27 protein-coding genes are annotated in these 18,615 nt (G+C 46.1%); 6 read left to right on the top strand and 21 right to left on the bottom strand.

Translation table 11 applies throughout. The features are described from left to right. Positions 1-4: 4 nt before the first annotated feature. Entirely contained in the window at positions 5-913 is a 909-nt protein-coding gene (gene cysD / locus KHO06_RS01570) for a sulfate adenylyltransferase subunit CysD (RefSeq protein WP_005430587.1), read from the bottom strand. Positions 914-972: 59 nt separating this feature from the next. Continuing rightward, a complete protein-coding gene (gene cobA / locus KHO06_RS01565; protein ID WP_212582002.1) occupies positions 973-1,848 on the bottom strand; it encodes a uroporphyrinogen-III C-methyltransferase in 876 nt (291 codons plus the stop codon). Between the two features lie 275 nt (positions 1,849-2,123). Between cobA and cpdB the strand changes: the two genes are divergently transcribed. Both cpdB and KHO06_RS01555 read left to right on the top strand, forming a co-directional pair. Beyond that, positions 2,124-4,085, top strand: a complete 1,962-nt coding sequence (cpdB, locus tag KHO06_RS01560; protein WP_047480418.1) for a 2',3'-cyclic-nucleotide 2'-phosphodiesterase — start codon at positions 2,124-2,126, stop codon at positions 4,083-4,085. A 97-nt stretch (positions 4,086-4,182) separates the two neighbouring features. Continuing rightward, positions 4,183-4,755 carry a Crp/Fnr family transcriptional regulator gene (locus KHO06_RS01555; protein ID WP_012126886.1) on the top strand — a complete coding sequence of 191 codons (573 nt, stop codon included), beginning with the start codon at positions 4,183-4,185 and terminating at the stop codon, positions 4,753-4,755. 66 nt (positions 4,756-4,821) lie between these two features. On the opposite strand, the gene dbpA is transcribed toward KHO06_RS01555, so the two are convergent. Further along, entirely contained in the window at positions 4,822-6,201 is a 1,380-nt protein-coding gene (gene dbpA, locus KHO06_RS01550; RefSeq protein ID WP_005430562.1) for an ATP-dependent RNA helicase DbpA, read from the bottom strand. Positions 6,202-6,347: 146 nt separating this feature from the next. On the opposite strand from dbpA, the gene KHO06_RS01545 reads away from it, so the two are divergent. Beyond that, on the top strand, positions 6,348-6,800 hold the full coding sequence (locus KHO06_RS01545) for a GNAT family N-acetyltransferase (RefSeq protein WP_045370147.1): 453 nt from the start codon (positions 6,348-6,350) through the stop codon (positions 6,798-6,800). Further along, entirely contained in the window at positions 6,801-7,655 is an 855-nt protein-coding gene (locus KHO06_RS01540) for a DMT family transporter (protein ID WP_086369744.1), read from the top strand. It abuts the gene before it with no gap. A gap of 82 nt (positions 7,656-7,737) precedes the next feature. Here the strand turns inward: KHO06_RS01540 and KHO06_RS01535 are convergent, their stop codons facing one another. Continuing rightward, on the bottom strand, positions 7,738-8,334 hold the full coding sequence (locus tag KHO06_RS01535) for a LysM-like peptidoglycan-binding domain-containing protein (RefSeq protein ID WP_212582001.1): 597 nt from the start codon (positions 8,332-8,334) through the stop codon (positions 7,738-7,740). A 231-nt stretch (positions 8,335-8,565) separates the two neighbouring features. Here KHO06_RS01535 and KHO06_RS01530 point away from each other — a divergent pair, with 231 nt between their 5' ends. Together KHO06_RS01530 and KHO06_RS01525 are read left to right on the top strand one after the other, a co-directional pair. Next, positions 8,566-9,186, top strand: a complete 621-nt coding sequence (locus KHO06_RS01530) for an FKBP-type peptidyl-prolyl cis-trans isomerase (protein WP_005437303.1) — start codon at positions 8,566-8,568, stop codon at positions 9,184-9,186. A 153-nt stretch (positions 9,187-9,339) separates the two neighbouring features. Beyond that, the gene (locus KHO06_RS01525; RefSeq protein ID WP_045370153.1) at positions 9,340-9,819 is read left to right on the top strand and encodes a DUF2780 domain-containing protein; all 480 of its coding nucleotides are present in this window, start codon (positions 9,340-9,342) and stop codon (positions 9,817-9,819) included. A 158-nt stretch (positions 9,820-9,977) separates the two neighbouring features. Here the strand turns inward: KHO06_RS01525 and rplQ are convergent, their stop codons facing one another. From rplQ to rplN, 17 genes are all read right to left on the bottom strand, one after another. Beyond that, positions 9,978-10,358 carry a 50S ribosomal protein L17 gene (gene rplQ / locus KHO06_RS01520; RefSeq protein WP_005383141.1) on the bottom strand — a complete coding sequence of 127 codons (381 nt, stop codon included), beginning with the start codon at positions 10,356-10,358 and terminating at the stop codon, positions 9,978-9,980. A 26-nt stretch (positions 10,359-10,384) separates the two neighbouring features. Then, positions 10,385-11,377 (bottom strand): DNA-directed RNA polymerase subunit alpha, encoded by a 993-nt coding sequence (gene rpoA / locus KHO06_RS01515; RefSeq protein ID WP_005383143.1) that lies wholly within the window; start codon positions 11,375-11,377, stop codon positions 10,385-10,387. A gap of 24 nt (positions 11,378-11,401) precedes the next feature. Beyond that, on the bottom strand, positions 11,402-12,022 hold the full coding sequence (gene rpsD, locus KHO06_RS01510; RefSeq protein WP_005383146.1) for a 30S ribosomal protein S4: 621 nt from the start codon (positions 12,020-12,022) through the stop codon (positions 11,402-11,404). Positions 12,023-12,050: 28 nt separating this feature from the next. Continuing rightward, positions 12,051-12,440 (bottom strand): 30S ribosomal protein S11, encoded by a 390-nt coding sequence (gene rpsK, locus KHO06_RS01505; protein WP_001118870.1) that lies wholly within the window; start codon positions 12,438-12,440, stop codon positions 12,051-12,053. Between the two features lie 18 nt (positions 12,441-12,458). After that, a complete protein-coding gene (gene rpsM, locus KHO06_RS01500; protein ID WP_005450559.1) occupies positions 12,459-12,815 on the bottom strand; it encodes a 30S ribosomal protein S13 in 357 nt (118 codons plus the stop codon). Between the two features lie 149 nt (positions 12,816-12,964). Continuing rightward, positions 12,965-13,078, bottom strand: coding sequence for a 50S ribosomal protein L36 (rpmJ, locus tag KHO06_RS01495; protein ID WP_000868186.1), 114 nt, complete (start codon positions 13,076-13,078; stop codon positions 12,965-12,967). 38 nt (positions 13,079-13,116) lie between these two features. After that, the gene (gene secY, locus KHO06_RS01490; RefSeq protein WP_005435093.1) at positions 13,117-14,451 is read right to left on the bottom strand and encodes a preprotein translocase subunit SecY; all 1,335 of its coding nucleotides are present in this window, start codon (positions 14,449-14,451) and stop codon (positions 13,117-13,119) included. 20 nt (positions 14,452-14,471) lie between these two features. Next, complete coding sequence (gene rplO, locus KHO06_RS01485; RefSeq protein WP_005528539.1) at positions 14,472-14,906, bottom strand: 50S ribosomal protein L15; 435 nt, start codon at positions 14,904-14,906, stop codon at positions 14,472-14,474. 5 nt (positions 14,907-14,911) lie between these two features. Next, positions 14,912-15,088 carry a 50S ribosomal protein L30 gene (gene rpmD, locus KHO06_RS01480; RefSeq protein ID WP_000201159.1) on the bottom strand — a complete coding sequence of 59 codons (177 nt, stop codon included), beginning with the start codon at positions 15,086-15,088 and terminating at the stop codon, positions 14,912-14,914. 7 nt (positions 15,089-15,095) lie between these two features. Continuing rightward, positions 15,096-15,599 carry a 30S ribosomal protein S5 gene (rpsE, locus tag KHO06_RS01475; protein ID WP_005435090.1) on the bottom strand — a complete coding sequence of 168 codons (504 nt, stop codon included), beginning with the start codon at positions 15,597-15,599 and terminating at the stop codon, positions 15,096-15,098. A gap of 14 nt (positions 15,600-15,613) precedes the next feature. After that, positions 15,614-15,967 carry a 50S ribosomal protein L18 gene (gene rplR, locus KHO06_RS01470; RefSeq protein WP_005435088.1) on the bottom strand — a complete coding sequence of 118 codons (354 nt, stop codon included), beginning with the start codon at positions 15,965-15,967 and terminating at the stop codon, positions 15,614-15,616. A gap of 9 nt (positions 15,968-15,976) precedes the next feature. After that, complete coding sequence (gene rplF, locus KHO06_RS01465; protein ID WP_005528537.1) at positions 15,977-16,510, bottom strand: 50S ribosomal protein L6; 534 nt, start codon at positions 16,508-16,510, stop codon at positions 15,977-15,979. Between the two features lie 12 nt (positions 16,511-16,522). Beyond that, positions 16,523-16,915: a 30S ribosomal protein S8 gene (gene rpsH, locus KHO06_RS01460; protein WP_005450567.1), complete on the bottom strand. Its 393-nt coding sequence runs from the start codon at positions 16,913-16,915 to the stop codon at positions 16,523-16,525. Between the two features lie 29 nt (positions 16,916-16,944). Beyond that, positions 16,945-17,250 (bottom strand): 30S ribosomal protein S14, encoded by a 306-nt coding sequence (rpsN, locus tag KHO06_RS01455; RefSeq protein WP_004410442.1) that lies wholly within the window; start codon positions 17,248-17,250, stop codon positions 16,945-16,947. Positions 17,251-17,267: 17 nt separating this feature from the next. After that, positions 17,268-17,807, bottom strand: a complete 540-nt coding sequence (gene rplE / locus KHO06_RS01450; protein WP_005528536.1) for a 50S ribosomal protein L5 — start codon at positions 17,805-17,807, stop codon at positions 17,268-17,270. 23 nt (positions 17,808-17,830) lie between these two features. Then, positions 17,831-18,148, bottom strand: coding sequence for a 50S ribosomal protein L24 (gene rplX / locus KHO06_RS01445; RefSeq protein ID WP_005435084.1), 318 nt, complete (start codon positions 18,146-18,148; stop codon positions 17,831-17,833). Positions 18,149-18,161: 13 nt separating this feature from the next. Beyond that, complete coding sequence (gene rplN / locus KHO06_RS01440; protein WP_004410450.1) at positions 18,162-18,533, bottom strand: 50S ribosomal protein L14; 372 nt, start codon at positions 18,531-18,533, stop codon at positions 18,162-18,164. Positions 18,534-18,615: the final 82 nt, after the last annotated feature.

The following is an 18,615-nucleotide window of genomic DNA, read 5'->3' as shown; positions in this document are numbered from 1 at the left end:
TCCTTTAGAAGTAACCTTGACGTTTCTTGAGTTCCATCGATCCTGACTGATCGTGGTCGATCGCACGACCTTGGCGCTCACTTGAAGTTGCCACCAGCATTTCTTCGATGATGCCTGTTAGCGTGTTAGCTTCAGACTCAATCGCGCCAGTCAGCGGGTAACAACCCAAAGTACGGAAACGAACACTCTTCTCTTCAATCACTTCACCTGGCTCTAGCTTCATGCGGTCGTCATCTACCATGATCAGCATGCCATCACGCTCAACAACAGGTCGCTTGTCTGCAAGGTACAAAGGCACGATCTCGATGTTTTCTAGGTAGATGTATTGCCAGATATCCAGCTCAGTCCAGTTTGAAAGTGGGAACACACGAATGCTCTCCCCTTTGTTTACTTGACCGTTGTATGTTTTCCAAAGCTCCGGACGTTGGTTTTTCGGATCCCAGGTATGGTTCTTATCGCGGAATGAGTAAACGCGCTCTTTTGCACGTGACTTCTCTTCATCACGGCGTGCACCACCGAATGCCGCATCAAAACCATACTTGTTCAGAGCCTGCTTCAAACCTTGAGTCTTCATGATGTCAGTATGCTTTGAAGAGCCGTGCACAAATGGGCTACAACCCATTGCTAGACCTTCTGGGTTCTTATGAACCAAAAGCTCAAAGCCGTATTTCTCAGCGGTACGATCACGAAACTCGATCATCTCGCGGAATTTCCAATCCGTGTCTACGTGCAGTAATGGGAATGGAATTTTGCCTGGGTAGAAGGCTTTGCGCGCAAGATGCAACATGACTGATGAATCTTTACCAATCGAATACATCATGACTGGGTTATCGAACTCAGCAGCAACTTCGCGGATGATATGAATACTCTCCGCTTCGAGTTGTTTAAGGTGAGTTAAACGTTGTTGGTCCATGTTTTGTCTTTCCTTTTTAAGCTTGAAGGCTCATTACGTCCCTAATCTTTGGTCTGAAATTATATGGAGCTGGCAATAGCACTTTTGTTGAATTCAGTACTAGACAAAAACCAGTCCAACTTTTGAGACAGACGCACAACTTCGCCGACAACAATCAAAGACGGAGCTTGAGCTTCTTTAGATAATTCAGATAGTTGAGAAAGTTCTCCGGTGAAAACTTTTTGCTGGATTTGCGTACCGCGCTCGATGATGGCGATAGGGGTTGAGGCTGCCCTACCATGTTTGATGAGCTGATTCTGAATATAGTGTGATTTCATCAGCCCCATGTAGATCACTAAAGTTTGATTCCCGCGCGCTAATGTCGACCAATCCATGTCGTCACTTTCTTCTTTCAGATGACCCGTAACAAACAGTGCTGACTGCGCGTAATCACGATGCGTCAGCGGGATCCCGGCATAAGCGGTCGCTCCCGCAGCGGCAGTAATGCCTGGAACCACTTGAAAGCGCACACCCGCATCAGCCAAAACTTCCAGTTCTTCACCACCGCGGCCAAACACAAATGGATCGCCACCTTTGATGCGCACCACTTTGTAGCCTTGCTTAGCAAAGTCCACCAGCAGTTGGTTGGTCTTTTCTTGCGGCACACTGTGGTGCCCAGCACGTTTACCCACGCACACCAAAATGGTTTCGCTTGGAATTAACGCCATGATCTCGTCAGACACTAGGTAGTCGTAAAGCACGACTTCAGCTTGTTGTAAGCAGTTGAGTGCTTTCAGCGTTAATAGCTCAGGGTCACCCGGGCCAGCACCAACAAGGGCAACTTCACCTGGCTGAAGAGATTGCTTACTGAAACGCGGAAGATCGGCAGCTTGGTTATCCGAAACCAGCCGAGGCTTATTGATTGGGAAATTCGTTACTGAATCGTTAACTGCCATGTGCTTGCTCATCATCCATTGATATCGTTATGGATGGCATTATGGCGGTGGGTTTATATTACCGGAAATTCTAAAATTTCATTTTTTATTCAAAAAACTGCTAAGAAGCTTTTGTTAGGTCTAATTCAAAATGGTGAAAAAGGCATCAGTCTGACACTTTCCTCCGCATTTAATTGCCTAATGTTCACAGTTTTCTGCATCTTAGCCTGAGCTTGCACTAATATTTGTTACATTACGCTGTACGACCCCTCTATCCCATTTAATTGGAGCACCTCATGAAAATGGCAGTTAATCCCGTATCCGTCGCAGTTTTAAGCGGAATGTTGACGCTTGCAGGTCCAGCAATGGCGGACACTATTAAGCTTCGTATTATTGAAACCACCGACATTCACACTAATGTGATGGATTACGACTACTACAAAGATCAGCCTTCTCAGCAAATCGGTCTTAGCCGTGCAGCTACACTGGTTAAGCAAGCTCGTGAAGAAGCAGTGAACAGTGTTTTGGTCGACAATGGCGACTTAATTCAAGGCAGCCCAATGGGCGATTACATGGCAGCGAAAGGGATTAACGCTGGCGAAATCCACCCGGTATACAAAGCGATGAACCAGTTGGATTACGATGTGGGTAACATTGGTAACCACGAATTCAACTACGGTCTTGAGTTCCTGAAAAACTCTATCGACGGTGCAAACTTCCCTTATGTTAGTGCTAACGTTTTCGACAAGAAGACAGGTGAGCACTACTTCAAACCTTATCTCATTAAAACGCACACGTTCAAAGACACTGATGGTCAAAGCCACGAAATCAAAGTGGGTTACATCGGCTTCGTACCACCACAAATCATGGTATGGGATAAGAAGAATCTAGAAGGAAAAGTCTTCGCTGAAGACATCACTGAGACAGCGAAAAAGCTGGTTCCTCAGATGAAGAAAGAAGGCGCAGACGTGATTGTGGCGATCCCGCACTCAGGCATTTCGACTGACCCATACAAGCTAGGCGCTGAAAACTCGGTTTACTACCTCACAGAAGTTGAAGGCATTGATGCGATTGCCTTTGGTCACTCTCACGCTGTATTCCCGGGTAAAGACTTTGCCAAACTGCAAGGTGTCGACAACGCCAAAGGCACAATTAATGGCGTAACCGCAGTGATGCCGGGTCGTTGGGGTAGCCACGTTGGTGTAATGGACTTAATGCTGAAAGAAAAAGACGGCAAGTGGCAAGTGGTTGAAGGTCAATCTGAAGCGCGCCCTATCTTCGATAAAGCTAACAAGAAATCTTTGGCAGAAGCCGATAAAGGCATCGTGGATGCACTTGTTGATGACCATAAAGGCACACGTGAATTCGTCAACCAGCCAATTGGTAAAGCAAATGACGTGATGTACAGCTTCCTAGCGCTTGTACAAGATGATCCAACGATTCAAATCGTAAACCTAGCGCAGAAAGATTACGTGGAACGCTTTATCCAAGGCGACCCAGATCTTGCAGACATTCCAGTACTAAGCGCAGCTGCACCATTTAAAGTGGGCGGACGTAAAGACGATCCAAATGGCTTCACGGAAGTAGAGTCCGGCCAGCTGACTTTCCGTAATGCCGCGGATCTTTACTTATACCCGAATACGCTGGTAGCAATGAAGGTTAAAGGCAAAGAAGTTCACGAATGGCTAGAGTGTAGTGCAGGTCAGTTCAATCATATTGATGTTAACAGCACCCAACCTCAGTCTTTGATCAACTGGGATAACTTCCGTACTTACAACTTCGACGTGATTGATGGTGTGAACTACCAAATCGATGTTACTCAACCGCCGAAGTACGATGCGGATTGTAAAGTGATCAACCCAGATTCACAGCGTATCGTGAACCTGACTTACAACGGTAAGCCAGTAGATCCAAAACAAGACTTCATCATCGCAACCAACAACTACCGTGCTTACAGCGCAACCTTCCCAGGCACTGGTCCGGACTTCATCGCGTTTGATGCTCCAGATGAGAACCGTTCAGTAGTTGCCGCTTACATCTCTCGCATCAGTAAAGAGCAAGGCGAAGTGACACCAAGCGCAGATAACAACTGGTCTTTCGCACCAATCAAATCGGATAACAAACTTGATGTTCGTTTTGAAACCTCACCAAGTGATAAAGCTGCGCAGTTCATCAAAGAGAAAGGGCAGTACCCGATGAAACGTGTCGCAACTGACGAAGTTGGTTTCGCGATTTACCAAATTGACCTGAATAAGTAAGGCAAGTTTGGCAATGATTTCAAGCGGCTCTCATGAGCCGCTTTTTTGTTGTCAGTAAAAACCGTTAGAATGAGAAAAACCGTTTCTGAGTTATCACATGCACAGCGATCTTTTTTCTGACTTAATCAATCATGGCTTCCTCGAAGATGAAGCGAATCAGCTAATTGAACATGGGCAACAGCTAGAGTTGCCGACACGCCATATTCTCAATCACCAAGGTGAATCCAGTTCGCACATCTACTTTGTGTTAGAGGGCTTGTGCCACGCCAGTTATCTGACCGACAAAGGGAAGGAATTCAGTAAAGAGTTCTACTGGGAAAAAGATTGGGTGATTGGCTTTGAAGGGCTTATCAAGAATCAGCCTTCGCCATATTTATTGGAAACACTGACGCCTTGTCATCTGTTTTGCTTACCAATTGAAGTGCTACACCAATGGCGTTCAGAAAAGCATCCTATCTACTTAAAGCTGCTCGAAGCACAGCTGATGCATAAAGAAAACAAAGAACGCTTTATGTTGCTCTACTCACCGGAAGAGCGCTACCAACTGTTTTGTCAGCATTATCCAGACTTAGAGCAGCGTATTACCGATAGCCAGATTGCCGCTTACTTGGGGATTACAGCGATCAGTCTTAGCCGAATTAAATCGCGCTTAAAGAAAGGCTATGAATAAGATCAGGTAGGCAGGAAAAAACAAAGGCGCTCATATCGAGCGCCTTTGCACTAAATGAGGTTCTGCTTACTTCAGAATACGAGCACGGAATTGACGACCTTTCATCTTACCGTTGCTGATGGTTTGCAGTGCTTTCTTCGCCACAGATTTCTCTACCGCAACATAAGAACGCATCGCCATTAGCTGGATCTTACCCACTTGTGCACCCGTGATACCATTTTTACCGGTCAAACAGCCAAGGATGTCACCCGCACGTACTTTCTGTTTCTTACCGCCATCGATATTAATCGTCACCATCTTCGCTTGGTATGGCTGCTGAGTTGATTTCGCTGGCAGTGTTGCTGGTACCACATCCATATCTAGGTACTCTTCAATACGAGCCACACGTAGACCATCTTTCTCACCAAAGAAACTGAACGCCAGACCTTTGCTGCCCGCACGACCAGTACGGCCGATACGGTGAACGTGTACTTCAGGGTCACGAGACAGTTCGAAGTTAAATACTGCATCAAGGTTGTCGACATCCAAACCACGCGCCGCCACGTCTGTTGCAACAAGGATAGAGACACTCTTGTTAGCAAACTGGACTAGAGCTTGGTCGCGCTCACGCTGTTCTAGATCGCCATGAAGATCCACCACACTGAAGCCTTTGTGATGCAGTTCATCTGCTACATTCTGTACTTCTTTCTTGGTATTACAGAACACCACCGCTGACTCTGGCTGGTGCGTCAGTAGTAGGTTCGCCAAAGCTTCATCGCGTGCTTCTGAGCCTTCAACGTTGTAAAAGTACTGCGCGATGCTCGACGTATCGTGTGTCGATTCTACTTTGATCATCTCTGGCGATTGCATAATACGTTGAGCAATCTGTTCGATCTTCTCTGGGAAAGTCGCACTGAATAGCAGTGTTTGACGTTGTTTAGGCGCAGCATCAATGATCGCATCAAGGGCGTCTTGGAAGCCCATCTCCAGCATGCGGTCTGCTTCATCTAGAACCAGCGTGTTTAGCTCTTCTAGGTTAATGCGACCTTTCTCTAGGTGATCAAGGATACGACCTGGCGTACCCACCAGAATATGAGCACCATGCTCTAGTGAACCGATTTGCGGTCCCATTGGCATGCCGCCACACAATGTCAGTACTTTAATGTTGTGAATACCACGACCTAACGTACGGATCTCTTTCGCCACCTGATCAGCCAGTTCACGCGTTGGGCACAACACCAAAGATTGTACACGGAAGCGCTTCACGTTTAGGTTGGACAATACGCCCAGACCAAATGCCGCGGTTTTACCTGAGCCGGTTTTGCCCTGACCAATCACATCACGCTGATTCAAAATCGCAGGTAAGCTCAACGCTTGAATTGGCGTCATATGGGTGTAGTTCAATGATTCAAGCGTCTCTAGTAGCGCTGGATTAAGCCCTACTTGGTCAAAAGTTTGTTTGCTCACAGGGAAATATCCTCAGGTGGGATGAAAAAGAGGGCACATTATCGCCAGATTTGTCACGAAGACCAGTGAAAATTAACCATTGTTAATGAGTAATAGCAGAAAACGACGTAAAGTCAGCTGCATTCGCTTATTAATGGATATTGGAAATGATCAACTGGACTGCCCTACCTTTCTCTCAACTGACAACAACACAACTCTACGAGATGCTGCGCCTGCGCGTTGATGTCTTTGTAGTGGAGCAAACCTGTCCTTATCCAGAACTGGACGGCAAAGATACACTGGAAGGCGTTTTTCACCTATTGGGCTACAAAGACGATGAACTGGTTGCCTGCGCTCGTCTATTGCCTGCTGGCACCACTTACGACAATGTCAGTATTGGTCGTGTAGTAACCAAGCAAAGCGCCCGTGGTGGCGGTCTTGGACATGAACTGCTTGAACAAGCCTTACAACATTGCCAACAGCTTTGGGCTGGTCAAACGATAGATATCGGTGCGCAAGAACACCTGATGGCTTTCTATGCGAGTCATGGCTTTGAAGTCATTTCCGAAAGCTACCTTGAAGATGGTATCCCCCATGTCGATATGCGCCGAGTGAGCTAAATGTCACCCCACCACCTGGCGTTACTATTACTGGTTATCGGCAACTTGGCGGCGTCACTCTCCGATGTCGCCGTCAAACTGATTGAAGGCGGCATTAGCCCGTTCCAATATATGTTTGTGCGCCAGTTGGCTTCACTGCTGCTCATCCTACCTTTCTATCTCAGACAACAACCGGATAAACGTAGCCTAAAGCAAGCACCTATTACCTTGTTGCGAGCGCATCTAATATTAATTGGTAGCGGATGTATGATGGTTGCGGTGACTCACCTGCCTCTGGCAACTGCAAACGCGGTTTTTTACGCAGCGCCGATTTTAATGTTGCCGCTGTCGATATTGTTCCTCAAAGAGCATCCTCCATTAAGTAAAATCTTGCTCACTTGCTTCGGGTTCCTTGGTGTCCTAGTGGTACTCAGACCGGATCATTTTCATTGGGCTGCATTGTTCGCACTCGGCACGGCGACCACACTGGCGATGTTTAATATATTGGTAAGAAAGCTACCCAGTGAACAGTCTGTCGTCACCACACTTTGGTGGACCACTCTATTCTCGTTACCTATCTCTGCAGTACTGGCTGGGTTTTACTGGCAACCTATGACGGGACAGGAGTTGGTATTAGTCATCGTGAGTGCGGTTTGTATCTTAAGTTATAACGGTTTGGCTGTACTAGCGTATCAGAAAGCGCCAGCTGGAGAGATAGCGCTCGCCGAATACTCTGGCTTAGTGTTTGTTACGCTCTTTGGGATATGGTGGTTTGACGAGATCCCTGACTGGCTGACAGCGGTAGGGATCCTAATGATTGTGTTGCCGCTCTTGCCATGGAATAAAAGAAGACGACTCTCCGATCGAGAGGCATAAGATTGGGATACCACCACAAGCAAACGGAATGACATAAAAAAGGCGCGAATCATCGCGCCTTTAGAATACTTGTTAATGAACGTTATTTATTACGCCCGAATGTGCCATCAGATAAACGGAAGAACATCACCGACTCGCCACTTTTCTCAAGCTGAAGCATATCTAATTTGCCATCGTCAGCGAGCTTAAAGCGCACCAATTGCCCCTGCTTGATTCGGCTTAGTGGCTTGTCGCTGCCTTCAATTTTAACTAAGGCATTCAAGTCCGCCATCGGCAGTTGGTTACTACGAAATACTTGAGCCAACGTATCACCGTTCTTTACCGTGTACTCTTTCCATTGCTCAGATTTTAGCTCTGAGTTTTGCGCTGAGCGCTGCTCACTTAAACTTTGCGCATTCAACTGAATCGCAACACGTTGATTTTCAACTTGAGTGTCATCAATAGGTGCTTCAGTATTTTTTGGCACTGGGATGATCAGAAGCACCAACACCACAGGCACCAATACCATTAGTGCACGCTGATGTAGTTTTGGAAGGCGTTGCCAAAACTGAGTGACTGGCTGTAATCTCTCCTGCCACTTCTCTTTGTTAAACGGCTGCTTCCAATCGATAGCAGCGAGCTTTTGTTTCATCAATTCGACATGGTCGACTTGCTGCTTTTTCTTTCTGCGACGATTCATTCTGATGAGTCCCTTAATACTTCTAATCTCAGTATAAAAATACCAGCGCGGAGAGTATATGTTTTTCGCCAAAGTAAAATGTAATTTGGCGTAAATTAGCAGAAATTTCACTTGGAGTAAGAGATAAGTCACACCCTCTGCTCCAGAATGCGACATTCGAGCGCAATCATTTAAACCGAGGCTCGAACCTGATATCCTGTGCCTTTATCACTCCTAATAAGAGCGACATTCATGTCTGAAATTAAATTTGAAACTGCAGAACAGAAAGCTAGCTACGGTATTGGTCTGCAAATGGGTCAGCAACTAGCTGGTTCTGGTCTAGAAGGTCTTAGCGTAGACGCTATCGCTGCTGGTATTGCAACTGCACTAACTGGTGACATGCCATCTATCGAAATCGACGAGATCAACAACGCACTGCAGGAGCTACACACTCGTGCAGAAGCAGTTCGTCAAGAAGCAGCTAAAGCAGCAGCAGCTGACGGCGAAGCGTTCCTAAAAGACAACGCTCTACGTCCAGAAGTAAACGTTCTTGAGTCTGGTCTTCAGTACGAAATCATCACTGAAGGTACTGGTGAAATCCCAACAGCAGCATCTCAAGTACGTGTTCACTACCACGGTGAGCTAACTGACGGCACTGTATTCGACAGCTCTGTATCTCGCGGTCAACCAGCTGAGTTCCCAGTGACTGGCGTAATCAAAGGTTGGGTTGAAGCTCTTCAACTAATGCCTGTTGGTTCTAAGTGGAAACTATACATCCCACAAGATCTAGCATACGGTGAGCGTGGCGCAGGTGCTGCTATCCCTCCATTTGCTGCTCTAGTATTCGAAGTAGAACTACTAGACATCCTGTAATTGAGACTCTCCTCAATACAAATTCGAAGCGGCGCTCACTAGCGCCGCTTTTTTTTTGTCTAAAATAAACAGACTTAAGCTCAACAACCTTAATGTCTCTGTTATCTTAAGTAGTGAATAAACAATAATAATCGCAAGCCACACGGAGGTATTATGCGTAAAACACTCCTCACCTTAACGCTGCTTTCAATGAGCATTGGTACAGCCCACGCTTTTCTTGATGCTGTCACCGATAAAGAAAGCCAAGAAGGTTTAATGGACATGGTCAGCCAAGGCATGAATGCGGAATCATCACCGCTCACCGATTTACTCACTAGCCAACTGCCGGTTTCGACCGAACAAGCAGCCGGCGGTACGGGTGCCCTTTTAGCGTTGGCACAGAGCCAACTGTCAGATCAAAACAGCAGTGAACTAAAATCTCTGATCCCAGGAATGTCCAGTTTGGATGGTGCGCAAAGCTTATTGGGTAATATTGAAAGTTTAAGTGCAGTACAAAGCACGTTCGATAAGCTGGGCTTAGACCCATCGATGATCAGTCAGTTTGCGCCAGTGATACTTGGCTATTTAGGAGACCAAGGCGCAAGTGAAGGTTTGTTGAATTCGCTAAGCGGGTTATGGGGTTCAGACAACTAAGAAGTTTCGCCTAAACATAAATTAAGATGAAAGATTCGATGATCGAAGATTAGCGTTGAGAGGGGAGACGGAAAACTCAATTTGTTTCGCTTTCAAATAGGACAGATACAAAAAAGCCGAGCTAATGCTCGGCTTTTTTTTGTTCTTACGAACTGAGATTACTCAGCAGCTTCTTCAGCAGCTGGGCGATCTACAAGCTCAATGTAAGCCATTGGAGCTTTATCACCAGCACGGAAGCCAGCTTTTAGGATACGAGTGTAACCGCCCTGACGAGCAGCAAAACGTGGACCTAGTTCGTTAAACAGTTTTGCAACTACTTCGTTGTCACGAGTACGTGCAAATGCTAGACGACGGTTAGCAACACTGTCAGTCTTAGCTAGTGTAATCAAAGGCTCAACTACGCGACGTAGCTCTTTTGCTTTTGGCAAAGTAGTCTTGATAACTTCATGACGTACTAGAGAGCTAGCCATGTTGCTGAACATCGCTTTACGATGTGAGCTGTTGCGGTTGAGTTGACGACCACTCTTACGATGGCGCATGACCTAATCCTTCTAACTAGTATCGATTAATCTTCAGCGATTGATGCAGGTGGCCAGTTTTCTAGGCGCATGCCCAGAGACAGACCACGTGACGCAAGTACGTCTTTAATCTCAGTAAGAGATTTTTTACCAAGGTTAGGCGTTTTAAGTAGCTCAACCTCAGTACGTTGTACTAGATCACCGATGTAGTGAATCGCTTCTGCTTTCAGACAGTTAGCAGAGCGAACTGTTAGTTCAAGATCGTCTACAGGACGCAGTAGGATCGGATCGAATTCTGGCTTCTCTTCCTTCTCCTCAGGTACACGTACATCACGAAGATCTACGAACGCATCCAATTGTTCAGCTAGGATAGTAGCTGCACGACGGATTGCTTCCTCAGGTTCTAGAGTACCGTTCGTTTCCATATCGATAACAAGCTTGTCTAGATCAGTACGCTGCTCTACACGAGCTGCTTCTACAGCGTAGGCAATTTTGTCTACAGGGCTGTAAGTAGCATCTACTAGTAGGCGACCGATTGGACGCTCATCTTCTTCGTTATGGATACGCGCAGAAGCTGGAACATAACCACGACCACGTTCTACTTTGATACGCATTGCGATCTCAGCGTTGTCATCCGTTAGGTGACAAATAACGTGTTCAGGGTTAGCGATCTCTACATCACCGTCATGGGTGATGTCACCTGCAACCACAGGGCCCGAGCCTGATTTGTTCAAAGTAATGAACACTTCATCTTTGCCTTCGGCAACGCGTACAGCCAAACCTTTAAGGTTTAGAAGAATTTCAAGAATATCTTCTTGAACGCCTTCTTTAGTGCTGTACTCATGAAGTACGCCTTCGATTTCTACTTCTGTTACAGCACAACCTGGCATAGAAGATAGAAGAATACGGCGAAGTGCATTACCCAGAGTATGACCAAAGCCACGCTCTAATGGCTCAAGAGTTACTTTTGCGTGAGTCGAGCTGATTTGTTCGATGTCAACTAGACGTGGCTTAAGAAATTCTGTTACAGAACCCTGCATTGTGTCCTCTCTTTAGTTTAAACCTTACTTAGAGTAAAGCTCGACGATCAATTGTTCGTTGATGTCAGCTGATAGATCAGAACGCTCAGGCATACGCTTGAATGTACCTTCCATCTTGCCACCATCTACTTCAATCCAAGTTGGTTTTTCACGTTGTTCAGCAACTTCTAGAGCTGCTTTGATACGAGCTTGCTGTTTAGCTTTCTCGCGGATAGAAACAACGTCATTAGCCGCTACTTTGAAAGAAGGAACGTTTACAACTTTACCGTTAACTAGGATAGCTTTGTGGCTAACTAGCTGACGTGCTTCTGCGCGAGTTGCGCCAAAGCCCATGCGGTAAACTACGTTATCAAGACGACCTTCAAGAAGCTGAAGCAGGTTCTCACCTGTGTTGCCTTTAAGACGTGCAGCTTCTTTGTAGTAGTTACGGAATTGTTTTTCTAGAACGCCGTACATACGACGAACTTTTTGCTTCTCACGAAGCTGAACGCCATACTCAGATAGACGACCGCGACGAGCGCCGTGTACACCTGGTGCGTTATCAATTTTACACTTGGTATCGATCGCGCGAACACCAGACTTAAGGAATAAGTCAGTGCCTTCACGACGGCTAAGCTTCAGCTTAGGACCCAAATATCTTGCCATGATCTTTCTCCAGTAATCTAAAAAAACGTTATACGCGACGTTTCTTAGGTGGACGACAACCGTTATGAGGGATTGGTGTAGCATCAACGATGTTTGTGATGCGGAAACCAGCAGCGTTCAGAGCGCGAACAGTAGATTCACGACCTGGACCTGGACCCTTAACCATAACTTCCAAGTTCTTTAGACCGTATTCTTTAGCCATTTCAGCACAACGCTCAGCAGCAACCTGTGCAGCGAACGGAGTAGACTTACGAGAACCACGGAAACCAGAACCACCTGCAGTAGCCCAAGCTAGAGCATTACCTTGACGGTCAGTAATGGTTACGATTGTGTTATTGAAAGAAGCATGGATGTGCGCAACGCCATCTGCAACTTGCTTGCGTACGCGCTTACGAGCGCGAGTTGGTTGTTTAGCCATTGTACTCTACCTTCCCGATTATTTCTTGATCGGCTTACGCGGACCCTTACGGGTGCGAGCATTGGTTTTAGTACGCTGTCCACGTAGTGGTAGACTGCGACGATGACGAAGACCACGGTAACAGCCAAGGTCCATAAGACGCTTGATGTTCATAGATACTTCACGACGTAGATCACCTTCTACAGTGTACTTAGCTACACCATCACGCAGTTGATCGATCTGCTCTTCAGTTAGTTCACTGATCTTAACATCTTCAGCAATACCCACTTCAGCTAGGATAGCTTGAGAGCGAGTTTTACCGATGCCGTAGATCGCCGTTAGAGCGATTACAGCGTGTTTTTGATCAGGAATGTTAATGCCTGCTATACGGGCCATTATTCACTCCTAAGTGTTTCTATAAAAGAATTAGCCGCAGCAAAGCCCGTTATGGATACGCTGCGGGATACTACTTCTTTTGCACGCAAAAGGTAGGCCGAGGAATATACTCGACCTAACCTTCGTTTTCAAGTAAAAATTTCTGCTAATTAGCCTTGGCGCTGTTTGTGCTTTGGCTCACTGCAAATCACGCGAACAACACCGTTGCGCTTGATTACTTTACAGTTACGGCAGATTTTTTTAACGGAAGCACGAACTTTCATTGCTAAACTCCGTAATTGAAACTGAGTCTACCGTCGAATTAACGACCGTAGCCTTTCAGATTCGCTTTCTTCAACACAGAATCATACTGTTGAGACATCAGATGAGTCTGTACCTGTGCCATAAAGTCCATGATAACAACTACTACGATTAGTAGAGATGTACCGCCGAAGTAGAAACGTACGTTCCACGCGACCATCATGAACTCGGGAATCAGACAGATAAAGGTAATGTACAGTGCACCCGCTAGGGTTAAACGTGTCATCACTTTATCAATGTACTTAGCTGTCTGCTCACCTGGGCGGATACCGGGTACGAATGCACCGGACTTCTTCAAGTTATCTGCTGTTTCACGCGGGTTGAAAACCAACGCCGTGTAGAAGAAACAGAAGAAAATAATCGCTGCTGCATAAAGCATTACATACAGCGGTTGACCTGGGCTAAGAGCCAAAGACACGTCAGTTAACCAACCGAACGCGCTGCTCTCACCGTTCTGACCAAACCACTGAGCCAGTGTTCCTGGGAACAGGATAATACTTGATGCAAAAATCGCTGGAATAACACCTGCCATATTAATTTTAAGTGGCAGATGCGAGCTTTGCGCAGCAAATACTTTACGACCTTGTTGACGCTTAGCGTAGTTAACGACGATTCGGCGTTGACCACGTTCCATGAAAACAACGAAGTAAATTACTGCAAAAGCTAATACCGCGATTAGCAGCAGAAGAAGTACATGCAATTCACCTTGACGCGCTTGCTCGATTGTTTGACCGATTGCAGAAGGCAATCCAGCAACAATACCTGCAAAAATCAGAATGGAAATACCATTACCGATTCCTCGCTCTGTAATTTGTTCACCTAACCACATTAGGAACATGGTACCGGTTACTAAACTTACGGTAGCAATTAGCGTAAACATGGTTTGGTTCATAACAACCAGATTGTCGACCATGTTTGGTAAGCCAGTTGCAATACCAATAGCTTGGAATGTTGCAAGTACAAGCGTGCCGTAGCGTGTGTATTGGCTGATCTTACGACGGCCTGCTTCACCCTCTTTTTTGAGTTCCGCTAACGCTGGATGAACTACAGTTAGCAGTTGGACAACAATAGATGCCGAAATATACGGCATGATGCCCAACGCTAGTATAGATGCACGCTCAAGAGCACCACCGGAGAACATGTTAAACATTTCAACGATGGTACCTTTTTGCTGTTCGAACAAATCGGCAAGTACAGCAGCGTCAATACCAGGAATCGGCACAAAAGAGCCGGCTCGGAATACTAAAAGTGCACCAATTACGAATAACAAGCGCGACTTTAGTTCACTTAAGCCGCTCTGAGCACTACGAAAATCTTGTCCTGGTTTCTTAGCCATCTGTACCTCGTTCCTCGAGATTATTCCTCGATTTTACCGCCTGCAGCTTCGATTGCAGCTTTAGCGCCTTTAGTCACACGTAGACCTTTAACAGTCACTGCTTTGTTGATTTCACCAGAAAGAACAACTTTAACGAATTCGATGTTCTTAGTGATGATGTTAGCAGCTTTAAGGCTGTTTAGATCTACCACGTCACCAGAAACTTTCGCTAGTTCACCTAGACGAACTTCAGCAGACACTAGGCTCTTACGAGAAGTGAAACCGAATTTTGGTAGACGTTGTTTCAGAGGCATCTGACCGCCTTCGAAACCTGGACGAACTTTACCGCCAGAACGTGATTTTTGACCTTTGTGACCACGGCCACCAGTTTTACCTAGGCCAGAACCGATACCGCGACCTACACGCTTAGGAGCATGCTTAGAGCCAGCAGCCGGTGCAAGAGTATTCAAACGCATTCTGATTACTCCTCAACTTTAACCATGTAGTAAACCTTGTTGATCATACCGCGTACGCACGGAGTATCTTCAAGTTCTACTGTGTGGTTGATTTTACGAAGACCTAGACCACGCAAAGTAGCTTTGTGCTTTGGTAGGCGGCCAATTGAGCTTTTAGTTTGAGTTACTTTAATAGTTGCCATGGTGTTCTTACTCCGAAATAGCTTCAACAGTTAGACCACGTTTAGCAGCAACCATTTCTGGCGACTTCATGCTACCTAGTGCATCGATCGTTGCACGAACGATGTTGATAGGGTTCGTAGAACCGTATGCTTTAGATAGTACGTTGTGTACGCCAGCAACTTCTAGTACTGCACGCATCGCACCACCTGCGATAACACCAGTACCTTCTGCAGCAGGCTGCATGTAAACTTTAGAGCCCGAATGGCGACCTTTCACTGGGTGGTGAAGAGTGCCTTCGTTTAGCGCGATAGTAGTCATGTTACGACGCGCTTTTTCCATTGCTTTTTGAATCGCTGCAGGTACTTCACGAGCTTTGCCGTAACCGAAACCTACACGACCGTTACCGTCACCAACTACTGTTAGTGCAGTGAAGCTCATGATTCGACCGCCTTTAACCGTTTTAGAAACGCGGTTAACTGCGATTAGCTTTTCTTGCAAATCATTCGCTTGAACTTGTTGTTCTTTAGCCATCTTCCAACCCTACCTTAGAATTTCAGACCAGCTTCGCGAGCAGATTCTGCTAGCGCCGCTACTCGACCGTGGTATTGGAAACCAGAACGATCAAATGCAACTGCAGTTACGCCTTTTTCAAGAGCGCGCTCTGCAACAGCTTTACCTACTGCTTTAGCTGCATCAACGTTACCAGTGTATTTCACTTGCTCACGGATCGCTTTTTCTACAGTAGAAGCTGCTGCGATAACCTCAGAGCCATTAGCCGCGATAACCTGTGCGTACACGTGACGAGGAGTACGGTGTACAACTAGGCGAGTCGCACCCAGTTCTGCAATCTTACGACGTGCGCGTGTAGCACGACGGATGCGAGATGCTTTCTTATCCATAGTGTTACCTTACTTCTTCTTAGCTTCTTTAGTACGCACATTTTCATCTGCGTAACGAACACCTTTGCCTTTGTAAGGCTCAGGTTGACGGTAAGAACGAATGTCAGCCGCAACTTGACCAACTAGTTGCTTATCACAACCAGTGATGATGATTTCAGTTTGGCTTGGACATTCAGCTTTAATACCCGCTGGCAACTCGTGCTCAACTGGGTGAGAGAAGCCTAGTGTTAGACCTACAGCGTTGCCTTTGATAGCAGCACGGTAACCAACACCTTTAAGAGTTAGCTTCTTAGTAAAGCCTTCAGTAACACCAACAACCATGTTGTTAACTAGAGCGCGAGCTGTACCAGCTTGTGCCCATGCGTTAGCAGCACCTTCTTTCGGACCGAAAGTTAGGTTGTTTTCTTCCTGAGCGATAACTACAGCGTTGTTTAGAACGCGAGTCAGTTCGCCTTTAGCACCTTTTACAGTGATTTCTTGGCCGTTTAGTTTCACCTCTACGCCAGCTGGAATAGCGACAGGTGCTTTTGCAACACGAGACATAGTCTACTCCTATTAAGCTACGTAACAGATGATTTCACCGCCAAGACCTGCTTTACGTGCAGCACGGTCTGACATCAGACCCTTGGAAGTAGAAACGATAGCAATACCAAGGCCACCCATTACAGAAGGAAGTTGATCTTTCTTCTTGTAAACACGTAGACCTGGACGAGAAACACGTTTAAGTTGCTCGATTACTGGTTTAGCTTGGAAGTACTTAAGTGTAACTTCTAGCTCAGGTTTTGCTTCGCCTTCAACAGCGAAGTCAACGATGTAACCTTCAGCTTTTAGTAGTGCAGCAATTGCAACTTTAAGCTTTGAAGAAGGCATTTTAACAGCAACTTTGTTTGCTGCCTGACCGTTACGAACGCGGGTCAGCATATCCGAAATCGGATCTTGCATGCTCATATGATTTACTCCAAATGATTAAGTGGCAATTACCAGCTAGCCTTACGAAGACCCGGAATCTCGCCTTTCATGCAAGCTTCACGAACCTTAATACGGCTTAGACCGAACTTACGTAGGTAACCGTGTGGACGACCAGTTTGGTTACAACGGTTGCGCTGACGTGATGCACTTGAATCACGTGGAAGAGATTGCAGTGTAAGAACCGCATTCCAACGATCTTCTTCAGATGCGTTTACATCGCTGATGATAGCTTTTAGCGCAGCACGCTTTTCAGCGAACTTAGCTACTAGCTTCGCACGTTTTGCTTCACGTGCTTTCATTGAATTTTTAGCCATAACAGTAACCCTTCACCTTACTTACGGAATGGGAAGTTAAAGGCAGCCAGCAGAGCACGGCCTTCCTCATCAGTACCAGCAGACGTCGTAATAGTGATGTCTAGACCGCGTACTCGATCAACTTTATCAAAGTCGATTTCCGGGAAGATGATTTGCTCGCGAACGCCCATGCTGTAGTTACCGCGACCGTCAAAAGACTTAGCGCTAACACCACGGAAGTCACGTACACGTGGAAGTGCGATAGAGATTAAACGCTCTAAAAATTCCCACATACGTTCGCCACGCAAGGTTACTTTACAACCGATAGGGTAGCCTTCACGGATTTTGAAACCTGCAACAGATTTACGAGCTTTAGTGATAAGTGGCTTTTGACCAGAGATCGTTGCCATATCAGCAGCTGCGTTTTCTAGCAGTTTCTTATCGTTGATTGCTTCACCAACACCCATGTTTAGGGTGATTTTCTCGATTCTAGGGACTTGCATGACGCTTGTGTAGCTAAACTGTTTGGTCAGTTCAGCGACTACAGACGACTTGTAGTAATCATGCAGTTTCGCCATAGTAGAACTCCAAATTACTTCTATTAGTTAGAAACGATTTCGTTGTTAGACTTAAAGAAACGAACTTTCTTACCATCTTCAAAACGGAAACCGATACGGTCAGCTTTACCAGTAGCTGCGTTAAAGATCGCCACGTTAGAAACATCGATAGCTGCTTCTTGCTCTACGATACCGCCTTGGATACCTAGTGCAGGAACAGGTTTCTGGTGTTTCTTAACAAGGTTGATACCTTCAACGATAACTTTACCAGTTGCTAGGACCTTAGTTACTTTACCTTTCTTGCCTTTGTCTTTACCAGCAAGAACGATTACTTCGTCGTTACGACGGATTTTAGCTGCCATTTCTACGTGCTCCTTACAGAACTTCTGGAGCCAGTGAAACGATCTTCATGAACTTATCGCCACGAAGTTCGCGTGTCACAGGACCAAAGATACGTGTACCGATTGGTTGCTCAGTGTTGTCGTTCAACAATACACAAGCATTTCGGTCGAAGCGAATGACAGAACCGTCAGGACGACGTACGCCTTTACGGGTGCGCACTACCACCGCCTTCAGAACGTCACCTTTCTTAACTTTACCGCGAGGAATTGCTTCCTTAACAGTAACTTTGATAACGTCACCGATATGTGCATAACGGCGGTGAGAGCCACCCAGAACCTTAATACACATTACGCTGCGTGCGCCTGAGTTATCAGCTGCGTCCAGCATACTTTGCATTTGGATCATGTTAGTGCTCCGCTAAATAATAAAAAAAACTAGACCCTCTCGGGTCGGGCTGCCTCTTTAAAAGGGACGCGAATTGTACCAC

This window comes from Vibrio sp. B1FIG11, assembly GCF_905175335.1.
Lineage (GTDB): Bacteria > Pseudomonadota > Gammaproteobacteria > Enterobacterales > Vibrionaceae > Vibrio > Vibrio campbellii.
Note: the sequence above shows the minus strand (reverse complement) of the source record. Positions and strands in the feature narration are given on the sequence as shown.